General features: G+C 68.0%; 20 protein-coding genes. 7 read left to right on the top strand and 13 right to left on the bottom strand.

From position 1 onward, the window contains the following. A complete protein-coding gene (locus AB0H00_RS04995; protein ID WP_357260978.1) occupies nucleotides 1-672 on the top strand; it encodes a TrkA family potassium uptake protein in 672 nt (223 codons plus the stop codon). 36 nt (nucleotides 673-708) lie between these two features. Here the strand turns inward: AB0H00_RS04995 and AB0H00_RS04990 are convergent, their stop codons facing one another. The 3 genes from AB0H00_RS04990 to AB0H00_RS04980 form a co-directional block, all read right to left on the bottom strand. Then, nucleotides 709-1,335, bottom strand: a complete 627-nt coding sequence (locus tag AB0H00_RS04990) for a sigma-70 family RNA polymerase sigma factor (RefSeq protein ID WP_357260975.1) — start codon at nucleotides 1,333-1,335, stop codon at nucleotides 709-711. 164 nt (nucleotides 1,336-1,499) lie between these two features. Next, nucleotides 1,500-2,144 carry a DUF3159 domain-containing protein gene (locus AB0H00_RS04985; RefSeq protein ID WP_357262370.1) on the bottom strand — a complete coding sequence of 215 codons (645 nt, stop codon included), beginning with the start codon at nucleotides 2,142-2,144 and terminating at the stop codon, nucleotides 1,500-1,502. Nucleotides 2,145-2,198: 54 nt separating this feature from the next. After that, the gene (locus AB0H00_RS04980; RefSeq protein ID WP_357260972.1) at nucleotides 2,199-2,573 is read right to left on the bottom strand and encodes an OB-fold nucleic acid binding domain-containing protein; all 375 of its coding nucleotides are present in this window, start codon (nucleotides 2,571-2,573) and stop codon (nucleotides 2,199-2,201) included. A 127-nt stretch (nucleotides 2,574-2,700) separates the two neighbouring features. Between AB0H00_RS04980 and AB0H00_RS04975 the strand changes: the two genes are divergently transcribed. Further along, a complete protein-coding gene (locus tag AB0H00_RS04975) occupies nucleotides 2,701-3,396 on the top strand; it encodes an alpha/beta hydrolase (RefSeq protein ID WP_357260970.1) in 696 nt (231 codons plus the stop codon). Between the two features lie 12 nt (nucleotides 3,397-3,408). On the opposite strand, the gene AB0H00_RS04970 is transcribed toward AB0H00_RS04975, so the two are convergent. Beyond that, nucleotides 3,409-4,296, bottom strand: a complete 888-nt coding sequence (locus AB0H00_RS04970; protein WP_357262367.1) for a DUF3710 domain-containing protein — start codon at nucleotides 4,294-4,296, stop codon at nucleotides 3,409-3,411. Between the two features lie 5 nt (nucleotides 4,297-4,301). Next, the gene (gene dut / locus AB0H00_RS04965; RefSeq protein ID WP_357262364.1) at nucleotides 4,302-4,772 is read right to left on the bottom strand and encodes a dUTP diphosphatase; all 471 of its coding nucleotides are present in this window, start codon (nucleotides 4,770-4,772) and stop codon (nucleotides 4,302-4,304) included. A gap of 103 nt (nucleotides 4,773-4,875) precedes the next feature. On the opposite strand from dut, the gene AB0H00_RS04960 reads away from it, so the two are divergent. Further along, entirely contained in the window at nucleotides 4,876-5,361 is a 486-nt protein-coding gene (locus tag AB0H00_RS04960) for a DUF3093 domain-containing protein (protein ID WP_357262361.1), read from the top strand. Between the two features lie 21 nt (nucleotides 5,362-5,382). On the opposite strand, the gene AB0H00_RS04955 is transcribed toward AB0H00_RS04960, so the two are convergent. Further along, nucleotides 5,383-5,685, bottom strand: a complete 303-nt coding sequence (locus AB0H00_RS04955; protein ID WP_014351871.1) for a DUF4193 domain-containing protein — start codon at nucleotides 5,683-5,685, stop codon at nucleotides 5,383-5,385. A 376-nt stretch (nucleotides 5,686-6,061) separates the two neighbouring features. On the opposite strand from AB0H00_RS04955, the gene cei reads away from it, so the two are divergent. After that, nucleotides 6,062-6,739 carry an envelope integrity protein Cei gene (gene cei, locus AB0H00_RS04950; RefSeq protein ID WP_357260967.1) on the top strand — a complete coding sequence of 226 codons (678 nt, stop codon included), beginning with the start codon at nucleotides 6,062-6,064 and terminating at the stop codon, nucleotides 6,737-6,739. Here the strand turns inward: cei and AB0H00_RS04945 are convergent, their stop codons facing one another. Further along, nucleotides 6,740-7,642 carry an inositol monophosphatase family protein gene (locus AB0H00_RS04945; protein WP_357260964.1) on the bottom strand — a complete coding sequence of 301 codons (903 nt, stop codon included), beginning with the start codon at nucleotides 7,640-7,642 and terminating at the stop codon, nucleotides 6,740-6,742. A 198-nt stretch (nucleotides 7,643-7,840) separates the two neighbouring features. Here AB0H00_RS04945 and ppgK point away from each other — a divergent pair, with 198 nt between their 5' ends. Both ppgK and AB0H00_RS04935 read left to right on the top strand, forming a co-directional pair. Then, nucleotides 7,841-8,599 (top strand): polyphosphate--glucose phosphotransferase, encoded by a 759-nt coding sequence (ppgK, locus tag AB0H00_RS04940; protein ID WP_357260961.1) that lies wholly within the window; start codon nucleotides 7,841-7,843, stop codon nucleotides 8,597-8,599. A 193-nt stretch (nucleotides 8,600-8,792) separates the two neighbouring features. Then, nucleotides 8,793-10,175 carry an RNA polymerase sigma factor gene (locus AB0H00_RS04935; protein ID WP_357260959.1) on the top strand — a complete coding sequence of 461 codons (1,383 nt, stop codon included), beginning with the start codon at nucleotides 8,793-8,795 and terminating at the stop codon, nucleotides 10,173-10,175. A 336-nt stretch (nucleotides 10,176-10,511) separates the two neighbouring features. Here AB0H00_RS04935 and eutC read toward each other — a convergent pair whose 3' ends face one another. From eutC to eat, 3 genes are read right to left on the bottom strand one after another with little or no spacing between them, the layout of a single operon-like run. Further along, nucleotides 10,512-11,432, bottom strand: coding sequence for an ethanolamine ammonia-lyase subunit EutC (gene eutC, locus AB0H00_RS04930; protein WP_357260956.1), 921 nt, complete (start codon nucleotides 11,430-11,432; stop codon nucleotides 10,512-10,514). Further along, on the bottom strand, nucleotides 11,429-12,841 hold the full coding sequence (locus AB0H00_RS04925) for an ethanolamine ammonia-lyase subunit EutB (protein ID WP_357260953.1): 1,413 nt from the start codon (nucleotides 12,839-12,841) through the stop codon (nucleotides 11,429-11,431). Before AB0H00_RS04925 ends, eutC begins: the two co-directional genes overlap by 4 nt. Beyond that, nucleotides 12,838-14,262: an ethanolamine permease gene (gene eat / locus AB0H00_RS04920; protein ID WP_357260950.1), complete on the bottom strand. Its 1,425-nt coding sequence runs from the start codon at nucleotides 14,260-14,262 to the stop codon at nucleotides 12,838-12,840. The genes AB0H00_RS04925 and eat overlap by 4 nt, the downstream gene beginning before the upstream one ends. Before the next feature lie 169 nt (nucleotides 14,263-14,431). Between eat and AB0H00_RS04915 the strand changes: the two genes are divergently transcribed. Next, nucleotides 14,432-15,190 (top strand): rhomboid-like protein, encoded by a 759-nt coding sequence (locus AB0H00_RS04915; RefSeq protein WP_357260947.1) that lies wholly within the window; start codon nucleotides 14,432-14,434, stop codon nucleotides 15,188-15,190. Here the strand turns inward: AB0H00_RS04915 and AB0H00_RS04910 are convergent, their stop codons facing one another. The 3 genes from AB0H00_RS04910 to AB0H00_RS04900 all read right to left on the bottom strand — a co-directional run bounded on the left by AB0H00_RS04910 (nucleotide 15,191) and on the right by AB0H00_RS04900 (nucleotide 17,438). Next, a complete protein-coding gene (locus tag AB0H00_RS04910) occupies nucleotides 15,191-16,369 on the bottom strand; it encodes a cation:proton antiporter (protein WP_357260944.1) in 1,179 nt (392 codons plus the stop codon). A gap of 4 nt (nucleotides 16,370-16,373) precedes the next feature. Beyond that, nucleotides 16,374-16,856 (bottom strand): cation:proton antiporter regulatory subunit, encoded by a 483-nt coding sequence (locus AB0H00_RS04905; RefSeq protein WP_357260941.1) that lies wholly within the window; start codon nucleotides 16,854-16,856, stop codon nucleotides 16,374-16,376. A 222-nt stretch (nucleotides 16,857-17,078) separates the two neighbouring features. Next, nucleotides 17,079-17,438, bottom strand: coding sequence for a DUF952 domain-containing protein (locus AB0H00_RS04900; RefSeq protein WP_357260938.1), 360 nt, complete (start codon nucleotides 17,436-17,438; stop codon nucleotides 17,079-17,081). Nucleotides 17,439-17,612 lie beyond the last annotated feature (174 nt).

The following is a 17,612-nucleotide window of genomic DNA, read 5'->3' as shown; positions in this document are numbered from 1 at the left end:
ATGAAAGTAGCCATCGCCGGAGCAGGCGCCGTCGGCCGATCGATCGCCAGGGAACTCCTGCGCGGCGGGCACCGGGTCATGCTGCTGGAACGTCAGCGCGAGCACCTCGATCCCGCCGCGGTCCCGGACGCCGTCTGGGTGCACGCCGACGCCTGCGAACTCGCGCTGCTCGAGGAGGCCGGGCTGGAGACCTACGAGGTGGTCATCGCGGCCACCGGCGACGACAAGGCGAACCTGGTACACAGCCTGCTCGCCAAGACCGAATTCGGGGTGCGCCGGGTGGTGGCGCGGGTGAACGACCCACGCAACGAATGGCTCTTCGACGGGTCCTGGGGGGTCGATGTCGCGGTGTCCACGCCACGGCTGCTCGCCTCGCTGGTCGAGGAGGCGGTGTCCGTTGGCGATCTGGTTCGGCTGATGACGCTGCGTCAGGGCCAAGCGAACCTGGTGGAGATAACGCTGCCCGCAGACACCGCATTGGCGGGCAAGCAGGTGCGCACGCTCACTCTGCCGCGAGACGCCGCCCTGGTGACGATTCTGCGCGGCGGACGGGTGATCGTGCCGCAGCCCGACGACCCGTTCGAGGGAGACGACGAACTGCTGTTCGTGACCTCGCTGGAGGCCGAGGAAGATCTCCGGTTGGAACTCGCCAATCACGGCATCCGGCCATAACCCTCCAATACGGCCGATGTCCTGATCGGTCGGCGGTTACGCGGCCACCTTCAGCTCGGCGCGCAGCTTGTTCAGCGCACGGTGCTGCATGACCCGAACCACGCCGGGGCTCGTGCCGATGGCCTCCGCGGTCTGTGCCGCCGACCAGCCGAGCACAATCCGCATGACAAGCACCTCGCGGTGTGTCGGCGCCAGCACCTTCATGAGTTCCCTCGTGGCGGTCCTGCGTTCGGAGGCCAGCGCCCATTCCTCGGGGCCGGCGGCGGAGGACGCGAAGTCGGGAACGTCGGCCATCGGGTAGGTCGGATGCTGCTGCTTGCGACGGAACGCGTCGGCGACCTTGTTGGCCGCGATGCCGTAGACGAAGGCCATGAACGACTTGCCCTGGTCGTGGTAGCGCGGGATGGCGTTGACGGTGGCCAGCAGGATTTCTTGTACGACATCATCGACGGTGACCTGCAGGTGGGCGGTGTTGCCGAGGCGCGCACGGCAGTAGTGGCGGACCAGCGGGTGCACCATCCGGACGATCTCGGTGACCGCCTGGCGGTCACCCTCGGCCGCGGGGCCGATCAGCATGTCCACCTCGGCCGATACCCGGCGGCTCTCCGACAGAGCGATGTTGTCGTTCTCGGGCAGTGCCCTGATGTTGTGCTCGGTAGCCACGTCCGAGTCCTCCCTTGCCGATCAGTGCGTGTTCTCGGTACGCATTGATCGTCTGACGAACTCGGGCCGGCAACCAGCCACCCCAGGGTGAGTAACCCCCCACCTCGGCGGTGGAGTCACTCCACCCCTCTGGTTTTCGCCGGGCGACGATGGAGGGTTAACGTTCAGGCCGATTCGGTCGCGGCCACCGTCTTGGTAGGCAGATGGCCCGCACGGCGGACAGCCCAGACGGTGACGGCCAGCGCCACCGCGGTCAGCGGCCACCCCATGGCGATGCGCGCGAACGCGAGCCACCCGGTCCGGTCGGTGTCGTAGAGCTGCGACTGCACCAGGTAGCGGGCGCCGAACACCACAATCCAGGTGGCGGTGGCCAGGTCGTAGAAGCGCACCAACCTCCGGTCGGACCGCCAGTCCGAACCGTGGCCGTTCAGCACGCCCCAGATCACGCCGACCAGCGGCCAGCGGACCAGGATGGAGACCAGGAACACCCCGGCGTAGACGAGGCTGGTGTAGATGCCGAACAGGAAGAACCCTTTGGCCTCGCCCATCCGGTACGCGATGAAGGCGCAGATCCCGACGCCGAAGAATCCTGAGATGGCCGGTTGGACGGGATCACGCCGCACCAGGCGCCAGACCAGGATGGCGGCGGCTACGCCGAGGGACGCCCAGATCGCCACGGTCAGCCCGGCGACACTGTTCACGGGGACGAACACCACAACGGGGAGTGTCGAGTAGATCAGTCCGCTGAATCCGCCCAGTTGTTCGAGGAGGGTCTGATCGGCACGTTCATCGTCACGGCCGTCGGGCATATCCACCCCGGTGCGATCGCCTGAGCCTGCGTTGTCGTTGCTCGATGGCATACGTCAGCTGTTCCCGCGCAATTCGTAGTAGGGGTTGTAGATCACTTTGCGGCCGTCGCGGTCGCCCACGCGGCCGCGGACCAGGATGCGCCGTCCCGGCTCGATACCGGGAATGCGCCTGCGCCCGATCCACACCAAGGTGATGGCATCGGTGCCGTCGAAGAACTCCGCCTGCACACTCGCGCCTGCGGACTTGGGACACGCTTCGACACTGCGGAGCCTACCGAGCATCGTGGCCTCGTCACCGCGCCGACACTCCGACGCCCGACAAGCTCCTGATGCCTCCGATGTCTCGGCCAACTCTTCGGCATCCAACTGATCGAGGTCTTCGGTCAGTCTGCGGCCCAGACGTCGAAAATAACCTGAGGCTGCGGACATTGTCATGCTCTCCTGCATAGAGCAGATGGCATGGGTCGCACACCATCATCGGTTTCCAATTCACGACCGGCTGGGCCGTACACCGCCACTGTAGATGGGCTGGGCCACCCCCGCTACGCTCGGACCGATGTTCGACTCCGCACAGCCCGCTCGCATCGTTGCGCTGCCCGGCACCGGATCCGACGCCGATTTCGCCAGGCGCGCGTTCGGCCCGGCCAGCGCCGCGCGCGGTCTCGACCTGATCGCGGTGGAACCCGATCCGCGCGACGTGGTCGCCAGCTGCCGGGCCGGGCTGGACATGGCGGCCCGCTCGGGGCCGGTGCTGGTGGCGGGGATCTCGCTGGGCGCCGCGATCACGCTGGAGTGGGCGGCCGAGCACCCGAATCGGGTCGTTGGCGTGGTCGCGGCGCTGCCCGGGTGGACCGGACCCGACACCGCCGCATGTCCAGCCGCACTGAGCGCGGCGGCCACCGCGGCACAGCTACGCGCCGACGGTCTGGCCGAAGTGATCGAGCGAATGCGAGCCAGCAGCCCGCGCTGGCTGGCCGACGCGCTCACCCAGTCATGGCAGGCGCAATGGCCGCATCTGCCCGAGGCGCTGCAGGAGGCCGCCGACTACCAGTGGCCGGACGCCGAGCGGCTGGCCACCTTCGCGCTGCCGGTCGCCGTGATCACCGCCGTCGACGACCCGGTGCATCCGGTGGCGGTGGCCGAGGAGTGGGCGGCGCTGGTGCCGCGTTCGCGGCTGCACCGGATCACCTTGGACGAACTGGGCGCCGACCCCGCGATCCTGGGACACGTGGGAATCGGCGCCTTCGGCTGAATTCGCGCCCGCTCAGTTAAGGCCGAGCTGCTGCATGGCCGAGCCGTCCGCGCCTCGCCGCGGACCCTCGGGCATGCGTGGGGGCAGGACGCTCGGCGGCCCGGTCTGCGCCGCGGTCGCCTGCGCCGACATCGCCTGCTGCTGAGCCTCGACCTGCTGCTGATGGGCCGCGGCCAATTGCTCGGACAGCTGCTGCGGCAGCACCACCGGCAGCGGCTCACGCACAGGCAGCGGATCTTCGCCGCGCCGGACCACGGTTTCGCTCAGGGTGGCTCGCGCCGCCCTGACCAGCGGACTGCCGTCATTCGCCGCACCCGAAGGGCCCGCGGCGACCAGTCGCAGCATCCAGCGGTAGCCGTCCACGCCGATGAAACGCAGGTCTGCGCCCTCGGTGATGGCCAGCAACTCGCGGCCCCAAGGCCCGTTCTCCACCGACACCCTGGCGCCGTCCTTGCGCAGCGATTCGGCGAGGTCCGCGGCGACCAGACGCCATTGGCCCTCCGACTTGGGCGCGGCGTAGGCCGCGACCGTGATCCGGCCGTGCTCGGTGGCCAAGTGCACCGCCTGGGGCTGACCATCGGGCGTCATCTCGACCTGCAGCTGTCCGCCCGGTGGGACCGGCAGGAGCACCGATCCGAGGTCGAGCCGCCGCTCGGACACATTCTCCAGCAGCTCGGCGACGTCCTCGTAGTCGTACGGGCCGGGCTGCCCTTGCGGCGTGTCGGCGTCGAAGTCCACTCCCGCGTACGAGCGCTCGTCGGTCGGGGCATCGTCGTAGTCGAAGTCGTCGGCCGGCGCGTATTCGGCGGCGTCGTATTCGGCGGCGTCGTTGTAGTCGTCGGCCTCGTCGTATCCGTCGTCCGCGTACTGGCTCGACGATTTCTTTCTCTTTCCGAACATTCCCGTCATGCCTCCTTCCCGGCCGTCCGACCCGCCCCACTCGTGGTCAGGCTCGCGTGACCTCCGCTGGAGCCGTGGCCACCCGCACCCCGGGTCGTCTCGTCCAGCGAGTCGACCTCCACGAAATCCACCAGCTCCACCCGCTGGACCAACAGCTGCGCGATCCGGTCGCCTCGGCGGAGTTCGATCGGCGTGCGTGGGTCGTGATTGATCAGGCACACCTTGATCTCGCCCCGATACCCCGCGTCGACCGTGCCGGGGGTGTTCACCACCGACAGCCCGGTCTTGGCCGCGAGGCCCGAGCGCGGATGGATCAGCCCGACCGTGCCGACCGGTAGCGCGACGGCGATACCGGTGCCGACCAGCATTCGCTCCCCCGGCTCCAGGATGACGTCTTGTGTGGTGCACAGGTCCACGCCCGCGTCGCCGTCATGGGCGCGCGCGGGCACGGGGATGCCAGGATCGAGCCGCAGCATGGGTATAGGTGAAAGTGCGCTCACGTTGGACGAGCCTACGCGTAGGCTGGACGCCCTCGTGACTTAGTGTTGACTCGTGTCGGACCAGCCCAACCCCGTGACCATGGACGAGATACAGCAGCCCGCACGCCCCTACCGTGAGCGCCTATGGGTGCCGCTGTGGTGGTGGCCGGTGGGGTTTGCCATCACGGGGTTGCTCGCCGCGGAAATCCATATGGGCGCGCCCGGATTGCGCGCCTGGCTGCCCTATGTGCTGTTGTGTCCTGTCCCGGTCTGGGCGCTGCTGTGGTTGAGCCGCCACCGGATCGACGTGCTGCCGGACGCGGCCGGCACACCGGAGCTGCGCGCCGATCGCGCGCACCTGCCGGTGAACTTCGTGGCCCGCGCGGCCACCGTAGCCCCCACCGCGAAAAGCGCGGCGCTGGGTCGCCAGCTCGACCCCGCCGCCTATGTACAACATCGCCCCTGGGTCGGGTCGATGGTTCTGCTCGTACTCGACGACCCGGACGATCCGACGCCGTACTGGCTGGTCAGTACGCGACGGCCCGAACAGGTCCTTGCCGCGCTCGGACTACCCAGCGCGGGCTGAAGTGCCCGATCTCGTAGGAGATCAGGCAGCGCAGTCCATGCAGATCATCTGACCGCCCTTGTCGCTGGCCAGCCTGCTCCGATGATGAACCAGGAAGCAGCTGGAACAGGTGAACTCGTCGGCTTGCTTCGGGATCACCCGAACCGTCAGCACTTCCTCGGACAAGTCGGCGCCGGGAAGCTCGAACGACTCCGCGGTATCGGATTCGTCGATATCCACGACGGCGGACTGTGCCTCGTTACGACGAGCCTTCAGCTCCTCCAGCGAATCTTCCGACACATCGTCGGATTCGGTGCGCCTCGGTGCGTCATAGTCGGTTGCCATGTCGTCTTCCCCTCGTCCTAACTCCGTATATCCCGGACCGGTCCGCTCACACCCGATTCCTGCCGAAATCGGGGCGACCGGTACCGCCCCGCCGGTGGTGCACGTCACACGTGCACCGGTCACCTATCAGGGCGGATCGCGCAGATCCACTCCACATAGCGATCGGTAAACGCAGGGCATGCCCTTCTTGTTCCCGCGACCGACCACCGATTTCGCCACCGATGATTCGATCTGGGCCGCCAGACAATAGCGGACCCTGGCGAAAAAGTCGCAATCAAAACACAGACGAGTCGAAACTGAGGGGCAATCGACACCGACCATCGAACTCGCCGAGACCTTGTGCGCCGCCCGCAACACATTTTCGTAGAGTGTGCTGGTGGTTTCACTGATCACCGAAGGCAGGGCGACGGATTCGCAAGGTCGCCCCTTCCTCCGGCGCCGCCCCCAGCCCTGGCTCATCCTGCTCGGCGTTCTCGCATTGATCTGCGGGATCGTCTGGATCAAAGCATTGACGACACACGACGCCGACACCACCGCGATGGCGTGCAACTCTCCGAGTCCGGCCGCCGACCCTGGTGCGCCGCAACCGGTTCCGCTCGGCCAGCGGGTCGGCGCCGGTCGGCTCCAGGACGTGGAACCCGCAGCGCTCGCGGCGAGCAAGGTGCGCGTGCTGAACGCGAACAACCAACGCGGCCAGGCCGCGCACGTCGCCGCCCAGCTCGGCGACCTCGGGTTCGCGAGCGCGCCAGGGACTCAATATGGCAACGATTCGGTATATGTCAACGGCGACCTGGAATGCACCGGCCAGATCCGCTTCGGGGTAAGCGGCCGTCCGGCCGCCGCCTCCGTGCAGTTGGTCGCGCCGTGCGCCGAGCTGATCGAGGATCAGCGCGGCGACGACACGGTCGATCTGGTGCTCGGTTCCCTGTTCCGGGACATCCGGCCGAGCAACGACGCCGAGGAGGTTCTGCGTTCGCTGAAGAACCCGGTGCCGGGCAACTCGACCTCGATCGATATCGAGCTGCTCGACGCGGCCCGGCAGGCTCGCTGCTGATCAGCGATCGGGAATCGGCTCGGTAGCGCCGACCCGGTTCAGCAGCGCCCCGAGTTCGTCGGCGATGCCGGGCGCGGCGGCGACCACCAGGTCACCGTCGGTGCCCGGCGACGTCGCGGGCGGAAGGGTCAGCTTCGCGCCCGCCTCCGCTGCGATCAGCGCCCCCGCGCCCCAATCCCAGGCGTTGAGACCGTGCTCGTAGTAGGCGTCCACCCGACCTGCCGCGACATGGCACAGGTCCAGCGCGGCCGCGCCGAAGCGGCGGATATCACGCACGTGCGGCAACACCTGCGCGGCCAGCGCGGCCTGCCTGGTCCTGCGCTGTTTGCCGTAGGCGAAACCGGTGGCGACCAACGACATCGAGACAGATTCGACCGGCGTGCACCGCAGATGCTCCACCGCACCGTCGGCACCGACGCCCAGTGCGCCGAGCCCGAGCCCGGCGCTGTAGGTCGCCGCCCGCGCGACGTCCACCACGGCGCCCGCAACCGGCCGCCCGCCGCGCAGCGCGGCGACCGAGACCGCGTAGCCGGGAATTCCGTAGAGGAAGTTGACGGTGCCGTCGATCGGATCCACGACCCAGTGGATGGTGTCCGCGGTCGCGTCGTCGAGGCTGCCGCCACCCTCCTCGCCGAGGATCGGGTCGCCGGGACGCTGCTCGGCGAGAAGTCTTCGGATCAGCTCTTCGGTCTCGGTGTCCACGATGGTCACCGGGTCGGTCGCGTGGCTCTTGGTCTGCACGATGCCCTCGGCGTGCGCGCCGGCTGGCCCGAACACCTCGAGGCGGCGGGCGCGGACATGGGCGGCGGCGGTTTCGGCGAGGTCGACCGCGACGCGGCGCAGGTCGGCCTCGTCCCCGCGCGCGACGATGGCGACGACGGACTGGGAGCTGTAGTCGGTCACTGATGATGAGGTTTCCGGCACGCCCCCATCGCATCACAGATCCTCGGGAACGCGCAGCATCGATCTCGCATTACTCTTGTCGTGCACGACACAGCGCCGTCGTCGAGCACCTCACCGCAACGCCCCCGTGTGGCGCCGTGGGACCTGTGCGGCGGCGCTGTCATCAGACCGGCCAGCACAGGAAACGAGGGGTAAGTCATGTCCGCTCGCGGGCACGCATTCGGTATCGATATCGGTGGCAGCGGTGTCAAGGGCGCCGCGGTGGACCTGACCACCGGTGACCTGGTCCACGAGCGGATCAAGATCGCGACGCCGCATCCGGCGACACCCCTCGCCGTCGCAGAGGCGGTGGCCGAGCTGGTCGCCGAGGCCGAGTGGGCGGGCCCGGTCGGCATCACGCTGCCCGCGGTGGTGCTCGGCGGCGTAGCGCAGACCGCGGCCAACATCGATAAATCGTGGATCGGCACCGACGCGCGGACACTGTTCTCCGACGCGCTCGGCGGCCGCGAAGTCACCGTGCTGAACGACGCGGACGCGGCGGGCTTGGCCGAAGACCGCTACGGCGCGGCAAAGGATTTCGCCGGCCTCGTGCTGCTGCTTACCTTCGGCACCGGCATAGGTTCCGCATTGCTCGTCCACGGCACGTTGGTGCCGAATACCGAACTCGGCCATCTGGAGATCGGCGGCACCAAGAGCGAGCACCGCGCCGCGGCATCGGTGAAGGACCGCGACGCCCTGTCCTACGAGCAGTGGGCCCGCGAGGTGAGCACGGTGCTGATCGGGATGGAGAACCTCTTCTGGCCGACGGTGTTCGTTGCCGGCGGCGGCATCAGCAGGGACGCTGACCAGTGGATTCCGTTGCTCACCAACCGAACTCCGGTCATCCCCGCGCACTTGAGAAACACCGCGGGCATTGTCGGCGCCGCCATGGCGATCGATGCGGGCATCACCCCCTGAGGCGCGCGGACGCGGCGGGGCATGCCGTTCCGGGCATCGTGCCATGAGTACCCTGGTTAGATCGTTACAATGGAACGTGCCCGGCTGAGCCGGAGAAACCCCGACCGGCCCTCCGCCGGTGCAACCCGACAGACCGCTCCGCCGGAAACCACTCTGGCGTGACGCCGCACGAGACCGTCACGAAAGGGCGTACGTGGTAGCCACGAATACCCGTCAGACCGCCGAATCGGCCGAGGCCGACTCCGCAGATGTAACCGCAGCACGGCCGGTCCGAAAGGCTGCCGCCAAGAAGGCTCCGGCGAAGAAGGCCGCTGCCGCCAAGAAGGCTCCCGCCAAGAAGGCCGCCAAGGCGACCAAGGCTCCGGCGAAGAAGACAACCAAGAAAGCGGGACCGGACGGCGAGCCCGGTGCCGACGAGTCGCTCGCCGACGAGTCGCTCGATATCGACGATCTCGGCGAGCTGGAGGTGTCCGAGGAAGATCTCGCCGACGGCGACGAACTGGTCGACGACGTCGCCGAGGAAGCCGAAGCTGAAGGGGCGGAAAGCGAAGGGGCCGACGAGCCGACCGCCGTGGACAAGGCCTCCGGCGATTTCGTCTGGGACGAAGAGGAATCCGAGGCGCTCCGCCAGGCGCGCAAGGACGCCGAGCTGACCGCCTCGGCCGACTCGGTCCGCGCCTACCTCAAGCAGATCGGCAAGGTGGCGCTGCTCAACGCCGAGGAGGAGGTCGAGCTCGCCAAGCGGATCGAGGCGGGCCTCTACGCCGCGGAGAAGGTGCGCGAGTTCACCGAGCAGGGCGAGAAGCTGCCGGTCGCGATGCGCCGCGACTTCAACTGGATCGTCCGCGACGGCAACCGAGCCAAGAATCACCTGCTCGAGGCCAACCTGCGCCTGGTCGTCTCGCTGGCCAAGCGCTACACCGGCCGTGGTATGGCGTTCCTGGACCTGATCCAGGAGGGCAACCTGGGTCTGATCCGCGCGGTGGAGAAGTTCGACTACACCAAGGGTTACAAGTTCTCCACGTACGCGACCTGGTGGATCCGGCAGGCCATCACCCGCGCCATGGCCGACCAGGCCCGCACCATCCGCATCCCGGTGCACATGGTCGAGGTCATCAACAAACTCGGCCGCATCCAGCGCGAGTTGCTCCAAGACCTCGGCCGCGAGCCGACACCGGAGGAGCTCGCCAAGGAAATGGACATCACGCCGGAGAAGGTGCTGGAGATCCAGCAGTACGCGCGTGAGCCCATCTCGCTGGATCAGACCATCGGCGACGAGGGTGACAGCCAGCTCGGCGACTTCATCGAGGATTCCGAGGCCGTGGTCGCGGTGGACGCGGTGAGCTTCACGCTGCTGCAGGATCAACTGCAGTCAGTGCTGGAGACATTGTCGGAGCGCGAGGCGGGCGTGGTCCGCCTGCGGTTCGGCCTCACCGACGGCCAGCCACGCACCCTCGACGAGATCGGCCAAGTGTACGGGGTGACCCGTGAACGCATCCGACAGATCGAGTCGAAGACCATGAGCAAACTGCGCCACCCCAGCCGTTCGCAGGTGCTTCGCGACTACCTGGACTAGGTCACCCCGCCGCGTCGCCCGCATTTGTTGTGCGCTTTGTTCCAGCGTCCAATGAATGCGGGCGCTCGCATTTGCGGGTGCACGCGTGTCACGCGGGTCTGCTAGGGCACGAGCATGTCGAGCGCTCGGCGTGATCGTGTCGATCAGGATGCGTCGAACTCGGACCGAGCCGTGAGCACGTGCCCGATCTCGCTCGTCGCCCGAGAGCCGTGGTGATCACGGGGACGGGCCGAGTCACGGTGCACACGGCGTTTCGCGGCGATGGGCTGCCACGGCTGGCCGGTCGACGCGCTTCGGTGTCGAAGCAGTGGGCAACTCCGGGGGTCACCGGCCGATTCAGTCGCATGGAGTCTCGATCGAGATGACCGCACCGGAGCCCACCGGGTCGGCGCGAGAGGTGTCCTTCAGGTCCACGCCCGAGCGACCGAGCTGGCGCGCGCCGGACACCAAGCCGGCCACAACCCTCGCCGCATGCCGATAACCGAGGCCCTCGGGCGGGTGGATGTTGGAGACACAGTTGCGGTCGGCGTCGGGGCGACCTGGACGCGGCAGGTGAGTCAGGTAGATGCCGAGGCTGTCGGCGACCGACAGGCCGGGACGTTCCCCGATCAGCACCACGACCGTCTCCACGCCCATGGCTTCGGCTATGTGGTCACCGAGTGCGACGCGCGACTGCGTGGCGATCACCGGTGCGGCGAGCCGGTAGCGCGACGCGAGTTCTTCGATGAGTGCGGCGAGCGTGGCCGGGCCGTGATCGGTGAGCGCGCGAGGGGAAAGCCCATCCGCGAGCACGAATCCGATCTCGGCCGCGAGATTCGGGATCGGTGCCAACTCCCCGTAGGCGGGCAGCCGCCCCAAATCCGGTCTGCGCAAGTACTCGACACGGTCGCGGGCGCGGCTGCGAACGTGGGTAGCCGTGCCGAGGCCGAGCGCCTCGACACGCTCGGTCAGCGCAGGCACGTCCAGCGACAGGTGCACGGCATCGCGGGCAGCCGAGTGGGCGGCCCGGAATTCCAGCACGCGCGCGGTCGGCAACGCGTCCCCTGCGCGGCCGAGCCCGATCCTGGCCTGCGTGTCGCGGCGCAATTCCTGCCAAAAACCTTGCGTAGCACCTTCTGTAGCTCCGACGTGGGGCGCGACGAACTCCGGCGCGGCAGGACGCGGATGGTCGCGGGGCTCGCTTCCCAGATCGGTCTCGACCGCGTCCAGCGGTGATGCGGCGACTTGCCGCTTCGGGCGCGAGTTCACGGAGTTCATCGGGCCACCGTCAAGGCCCGCAGCGGCGAGGCCAGCGGCTCCACCGGTAGAACCCGCCCGGTCGCGTCCATCATCCCGAGCCCGGCCAGCCACGCTTCGAATTCCGGGGCGGGACGCAGGTTCAGCACTCGCCGCGCGTACAGCGCGTCGTGGAAGCTGAGGCTCTGATAGCCGAGCATCACGTCGTCGGCGCCGGGGACTGCGATGACGAAGGCGCAGCCCGCCGCACCGAGCAGGGTGAGCAGGGTGTCCATATCGTCCTGGTCGGCTTCGGCGTGGTTGGTGTAGCAGACGTCCACGCCCATCGGCAGGCCGAGCAGTTTGCCGCAGAAGTGATCCTCGAGGCCCGCGCGGATGATCTGTTTGCCGTCGTAGAGGTACTCGGGGCCGATGAAACCGACCACCGTGTTCACCAGCAGCGGGTCCAGAGCCCGGGCCACCGCGTAGGCCCTGGCCTCGAGGGTCTGCTGGTCGACAGGCCTGCCCCCGGTCCCCAGATGCGCGCCCGATGAGAGCGCCGAGCCTTGACCGGTCTCCAGGTACATGACGTTGTCGCCGACGGTGCCGCGGCGCAGCGAACGACCCGCCTCGTTCGCCTCGCGCAACAGCGCGATGTTCACGCCGAAGCCCGCGTTCGCGCCCTCGGTACCCGCGACGGACTGGAACACCAGGTCCACCGGCGCGCCCGCCTCGATGAGCCCGATTGTGGTGGTCACGTGCGACAGCACGCACGACTGGGCGGGGATGTCGAAGCGGGTGCGCACCTCGTCGAGCAGGCGCAGCAGGTCGGCGGTCGCCTGCGGAGAGTCGGTGGCGGGGTTGATGCCGATCACCGCGTCGCCGCAGCCGAGAAGCAGCCCGTCCAATACCGCTGCGGCGATGCCGCGCGGATCGTCGGTGGGGTGGTTCGGCTGCAAACGGGTGGCCAGGGTGCCCGGCCTGCCGACGGTGGTGCGGAAGCCGGCCGTCACCTCGACGGCGCGCGCGACGGCGATCAGGTCCTGGTTGCGCATGATCTTGCTGACCGCCGCCACCATCTCGGGCGTGAATCCGGGCGCGACCGCGCGCAGCGCGACTGCCGCGTCCGGCCCTGCGGCGACCGTCAGCAACCAGTCCCGCAGCCCGCCCACCGTGAGATGCCCGATCGGCTGGAACGCGCCCCGGTCGTGTGTATCGATGATCAGCCGGGTGACCTCATCGGTCTCGTAGGGCATGACCGGGTCGCGCAGGAACTCGGTCAGCGCCACCTCGGCCAGCGCCCACTGGGCGGCTGCCCGCTCGGCATCGGTTTCGGCCGCGCAGCCCGCGAGCTGGTCGCCACTGCGCAGCGGCGTCGCCTTGGCCAGCAGCTCGACCAGTCCGTCGAAGCAGTAGGCGGTGCCGCGCAGCTGCTGGAGGTAGCTGGTCATTCGAGGTCCTCCTCCGCGCGAGCAAGTATGGCGAACTCCTCGTCCGGCGAGTTCGCCACGAGCCGGTGGCGGCTGTATAGGCCGAAATAGGCCATGAACCCGCAGAACACGAAAAGCGTCCAGGTCGCGGCCACCGGGTCGACCAGGAAGGTGGCGATTACCGCCGCACACGCGATAACGAGAGCGAACGCAGTGGTCACCATGCCGCCGGGAGTGCGGTACGGGCGCGGCATGTTCGGCTCGCGCACGCGCAGCACGAGGTGGCTGATCATCATCAACACGTAGCTGACCGCCGCGCCGAACACGGCCATGTTCAGCAGCATCGCGCCCTTACCGGTCAACGACAGAGCAAAACCGACGACGCCGGGCACAATCAGCGCGAGCACCGGCGCCTTGCGCGCGTTGGTTACAGACAGACCAGTCGGAAGATAGCCCGCCCGCGACAGCGCGAAGGTCTGGCGCGAGTAGGCGTAGACGATGGAGAAGAAGCTGGCCACCAGTCCGGCCAGGCCGATGTAGTTCACCAGCTTGGCCGATCCACCGTCGCCGAGCGCCTCGACCAGTGGGTTTCCGGACGTAGCAATCGCCTGGGCACCAAGGGCTCCGGTCGCGAGGAACAGGACGGCCGCGCCGGTGACGATCAAAACGAGCATGGCGGTGATAATTCCCTTCGGCACGTTCTTCTCTGGCTCGCGTGCCTCCTCCGCGGCCAGCGGAACGCCTTCCACCGCTAGGAAGAACCAGATCGCGAACGGCACCGCCGCCCAGATGCCGAATACGCCGAAGGGGAGGAACGACGAACTGCCCACGGCTCCCGGATCCGCCGGGATGTCGGTCAGGTTCGTCGCGTCGAACAGTCCCCATGCCGCCACCGCGAACACCGCGAGGCCGGCCAACGCGATCGCTGTGATCACGAACATCGCCTTGAGCGCCTCCCCCGCTCCGGTCAGGTGCACGCCGATGAACAGCGCATACACGGCCAGATACACCCACCAGCCATCGGTGATCCCGAACAGGTTCAGCGATTCGACATACGCGCCGATGAAGGTCGCGATCGCCGCGGGCGCGATGGCGTATTCGAGCAATACGGCGGCGCCGGTGGCGAAGCCGCCCCAAGGCCCGAGCGCCCGCCGCGCGAAGGTGTAGCCGCCGCCTGCCGCGGGGAGGGCCGCCGACAGCTCGGCCATTCCGAGCACCATGGCCAGATACATGCACGCGATCAGCACTGTGGCGACCAACAGACCACCGAACCCCCCTTCCGCGATGCCGCTGTTCCAGCCCGCGTAGTCACCGGAGATCACATAACTCACACCCAGCCCGGCTAGCAGCACCCACCCCGCCGAGCCTGAACGCAGGGTCCGTTTCGCCAGATAATCGGCACCGGCCGCGGCGCCGGTCACCTTGGGTTCCTCGATCGCCATAACGAACGCAACTCCTCGTCCACATACCGATTGGTCGGTGGCCCAATTCTTGGAAGCGAATGTTGCCCAAGTGTGAAACCACGTTACGGTCGTTGTGTCGAGCCGGTGACACAGCACACAAGGGGCGGGCCACCCGGTGCGACCACCTCGGGCACGGCACACTTGCGGGGTGGTTGCTTCGCCCCTCAGCCAGTTTCGGTCGCCCTGGACCAAGACCATCGACCTCCGCGCCGAACTGCGCGTCGCGTGGGCGTGGCTACGCCGCCCGGGACTGCCGCGGCGGATCGTGCCCACGATTCGAGAACATCTCGGGGCCGCTCCGGCCAGCACCGCGTACGCCTTCACGCTGTTCGTCACCTGGTGGACGCTGCGCGGTGTCGGTGGCACGGTCGAGCGCAGGCTGATCTTCTCCGCCTCGACCAACCTTTACAACATGCGGCACAACCCCGTACAGGTGCTGGTGGCCTCGGCGTTCTGGACTGACGGCGGCTTTCCGTGGTCGACCATCGCCGGCTTCCTGATCGTGATGGCCTACGCGGAGCGATGGCTGGGCACCGGACGCTGGATACTACTGTTCGCCACCGGGCACATCGGGGCGACGCTGCTGACTGTCACCGGCATCTCGAACGCTATCGATCGGGGCCTCATCCCCCACACGGTGGCCGTCGCCGCGGATGTCGGCACCAGCTATGGCTTTTCGGCCGTGCTGGCGGCGCTGGCGTTCCGGTTCCGCGGCGTGGTGCGGCTGGCGTGGGCGGCCACGATTCTGATGGTGCTCGGCGCGGCACTGTGGATCGGCCCGACCTTCACCGACTACGGCCACCTGTGCGCTGCCGCGATCGGCCTACTGGTCGGCGCGACCGCGACCACGTTCTGGCGCTGGCTGAAACGCAAGGCCTCGATACGCGCCGAGACAGCACAGCCTTGATCAGGAGACGGCGGGCTGTACCCGGCGCTGTACCAGCCCGACCACCGGTTCGACCACCCGCGCCGCGACCGGGCCGAGCACCGCCAGCAGCAACACGTAAGCCGAAGCCAGTGCGGCGAGCCGCCCATCGACCGCGCCCGTGCTTACCGCCAGTCCCGCGATGACGATAGAGAATTCGCCCCGGGCTACCAGTGCCGCACCGGCCCGCGCCCGGCCCATCCGGCGAATACCCTGCCGGCCCGCGGCCCACCACCCGGTGACGATCTTCGTCAGCATGGTGATCACCCCGAGCGCGAGCGCCCACCCGAGCACCGGCGGAATCGACCTCGGGTCGGTGCTCAGGCCGAACGCCACGAAGAAGATCGCCGCGAACAGATCACGCAGCGGCTCGAGCAGCTTCGCCGCCTCCGCCGCGGTAGAGCCGGAAATCGCGATGCCGAGCAGGAACGCGCCCACCGCGGCCGACACGCTCAGCGCCGAGGCGGCGCCCGCCACCAACAGTGCCGCGCCGAGCAGCTTGAGCAAGAACACCTCGCGGTCGGTGCTGTCCACGATCGCCGAGACTTGGCGGCCATAACGCAGCGCGACGAAAAGCACCACGGTGACAGTCAGCAGCGCAATCCCCAGAGCGGGCAACCCGCTGACCCAGCTCAACCCCGCGAGGACCGTCGTGAGGATGGGCAGGTACACCGCCATACCCAGATCCTCGAACACCAGAATGGACAGGATCACTGGCGTCTCGCGATTACCGAGGCGCCCCAGATCGTCGAGGACCTTGGCCACGATCCCCGAGGACGAGATATACGTGACACCCGCCATCGTGATCGCGCCGTTGACCCCCCAGCCCAGAATCAGCGCCACCAGAGCGCCCGGCGTCGCGTTGGCCACGATGTCGAGCAAACCGGCTGCCCACGAGCGGCGCAGCCCGGTCACCAGTTCCGCCGCCGTGTACTCCAGGCCGAGCAGCAACAGCAGCAGCACGACGCCGATTTCGCCGGAGATGTGGCCGAATGCGTTGGCCGCACCAAGCTGGAGGAAGCCGCCCTGACCAAAGGCGAGACCGCCGAGCAGGTACAGCGGAATCGGTGACATGCCGACTCGGCCCGCGACACGACCCAGCATGCCGAGGGCGAAAAGAACCGCTCCGAGCTCGATCAGGGCGAGCGCGGTATCCGTCACGTGCTCAGCCGTGCGTCAAAATCTTCGCGGCGGCGTCCAAACCGTCCGGGGTGCCGACCACCACGAGCAGGTCTCCTGCGGTGAAGGTGAAATCGGGGCCGGGCGAGGGATGCAGCTGCCCCGCCCGCATGACCGCGACGATGGAGACCTTCGTGCGGGTGCGCATCTCGGTCTCGCCGAGGGCTCGTCCGTCGTAGGGGGAATCGTCGCCGATCGGCAGCTGACGGGTAGTGATCCCGGGCAGGTCGCGGTGGTCGTCGTTGAGCTTGGCGACCAACTGCGGCGCGCCGAGCAGGTTCGCGAGCACCGCAGCCTCGTCGGTGGTCAACGGGACCTGCGCGGCGCAGGCATCGGGATCGTCGGGCTTGGAGACGATCAGGTCGATGTCACCATCGCGGTGCGCGACCACGCCGATGCGGCGACCGGAACGCACTTCGAAGTCCTTGCGGACACCGATCCCGGGTAGTGCGGTGACGTCGACGTTCACGATATTCAGATTAGCCGGATGTCCGCACAGATAAACCGCGCGGTCATCACTTCGGCCGACGACGCGGCGAGAGCGCTGTGCTGTGCCTATTCCGCCATGACGCTGGGCGGGGACCTGCGTTCGGCCACGCTGGCACTCACCACGTACGTCTCGCGCGTGCCGGCGAAACTCGATGTGCGGCCGCGGGTGCCATCACGGCCCGCGAGATCCGCGACCGATCGCTCACTTGCCGAGAGGGACGAACACGCCGCCCTCGTCGGGGCGGTACTGTTCGACCGCCGTGACCGCCCCCACCGGCAGTGGGCCGTACAGGTGCGGGAAGAGCATCGATTCAGGATCGGTCGGCACGCCCGGCTCCCATTTGATCGGCGATCCCACGCGGCCGGGGTCGATGCGCAGCAGAACCATATCCCGCCGTCCCGCGTACAGCCGGTTGGCGGGGAGGTGCACCTGCCGCGGCGCCGAGAGGTGGATGAACCCCACCGAGTCGAGCGACGGCGCGCGGTACTCGCCCGTTTGCCGAGCGCAGAGCCACTCGGCCAACGTACAAATGTGAACAAGCGTGTGAGTGTCGTAGGTCACGGGTAATCTCCCGGTGGACAACTGGATCGGCCGATCGAGGTGGTGATCGTGCGGTGCTCGACGACGTGACCTGTGATGTTCGCCCATAGCGAAAATCCCTGGTCATGTTACCGAAAACACACAGAATCACTCGCGGGAACAAAGCCCCCGTCCCGAACGTCTGACAGAGTAGTC

It is taken from the genome of Nocardia sp. NPDC023852 (genome assembly GCF_040639505.1).
Lineage (GTDB): Bacteria > Actinomycetota > Actinomycetes > Mycobacteriales > Mycobacteriaceae > Nocardia.
Note: the sequence above shows the minus strand (reverse complement) of the source record. Positions and strands in the feature narration are given on the sequence as shown.

What these genes read in the sequence shown, in the direction of transcription:
- AB0H00_RS04995 (WP_357260978.1), top strand. Translation starts at nt 1, where the DNA reads ATGAAAGTAGCCATCGCCGGAGCAGGCGCCGTCGGCCGATCGATCGCC.
- AB0H00_RS04925 (WP_357260953.1), bottom strand. Translation starts at nt 12,841, where the DNA reads ATGACCAGCTACCTCCAGCAGCTGCGCGGCACCGCCTACTGCTTCGAC.
- AB0H00_RS04955 (WP_014351871.1), bottom strand. Translation starts at nt 5,685, where the DNA reads ATGGCAACCGACTATGACGCACCGAGGCGCACCGAATCCGACGATGTG.
- AB0H00_RS04985 (WP_357262370.1), bottom strand. Translation starts at nt 2,144, where the DNA reads ATGCCCGACGGCCGTGACGATGAACGTGCCGATCAGACCCTCCTCGAA.
- AB0H00_RS04980 (WP_357260972.1), bottom strand. Translation starts at nt 2,573, where the DNA reads ATGTCCGCAGCCTCAGGTTATTTTCGACGTCTGGGCCGCAGACTGACC.
- AB0H00_RS04970 (WP_357262367.1), bottom strand. Translation starts at nt 4,296, where the DNA reads ATGTTCGGAAAGAGAAAGAAATCGTCGAGCCAGTACGCGGACGACGGA.
- eat (WP_357260950.1), bottom strand. Translation starts at nt 14,262, where the DNA reads ATGGCGATCGAGGAACCCAAGGTGACCGGCGCCGCGGCCGGTGCCGAT.
- AB0H00_RS04960 (WP_357262361.1), top strand. Translation starts at nt 4,876, where the DNA reads ATGGACGAGATACAGCAGCCCGCACGCCCCTACCGTGAGCGCCTATGG.
- eutC (WP_357260956.1), bottom strand. Translation starts at nt 11,432, where the DNA reads ATGAACTCCGTGAACTCGCGCCCGAAGCGGCAAGTCGCCGCATCACCG.
- dut (WP_357262364.1), bottom strand. Translation starts at nt 4,772, where the DNA reads ATGCTGCGGCTCGATCCTGGCATCCCCGTGCCCGCGCGCGCCCATGAC.
- AB0H00_RS04975 (WP_357260970.1), top strand. Translation starts at nt 2,701, where the DNA reads ATGTTCGACTCCGCACAGCCCGCTCGCATCGTTGCGCTGCCCGGCACC.
- ppgK (WP_357260961.1), top strand. Translation starts at nt 7,841, where the DNA reads ATGTCCGCTCGCGGGCACGCATTCGGTATCGATATCGGTGGCAGCGGT.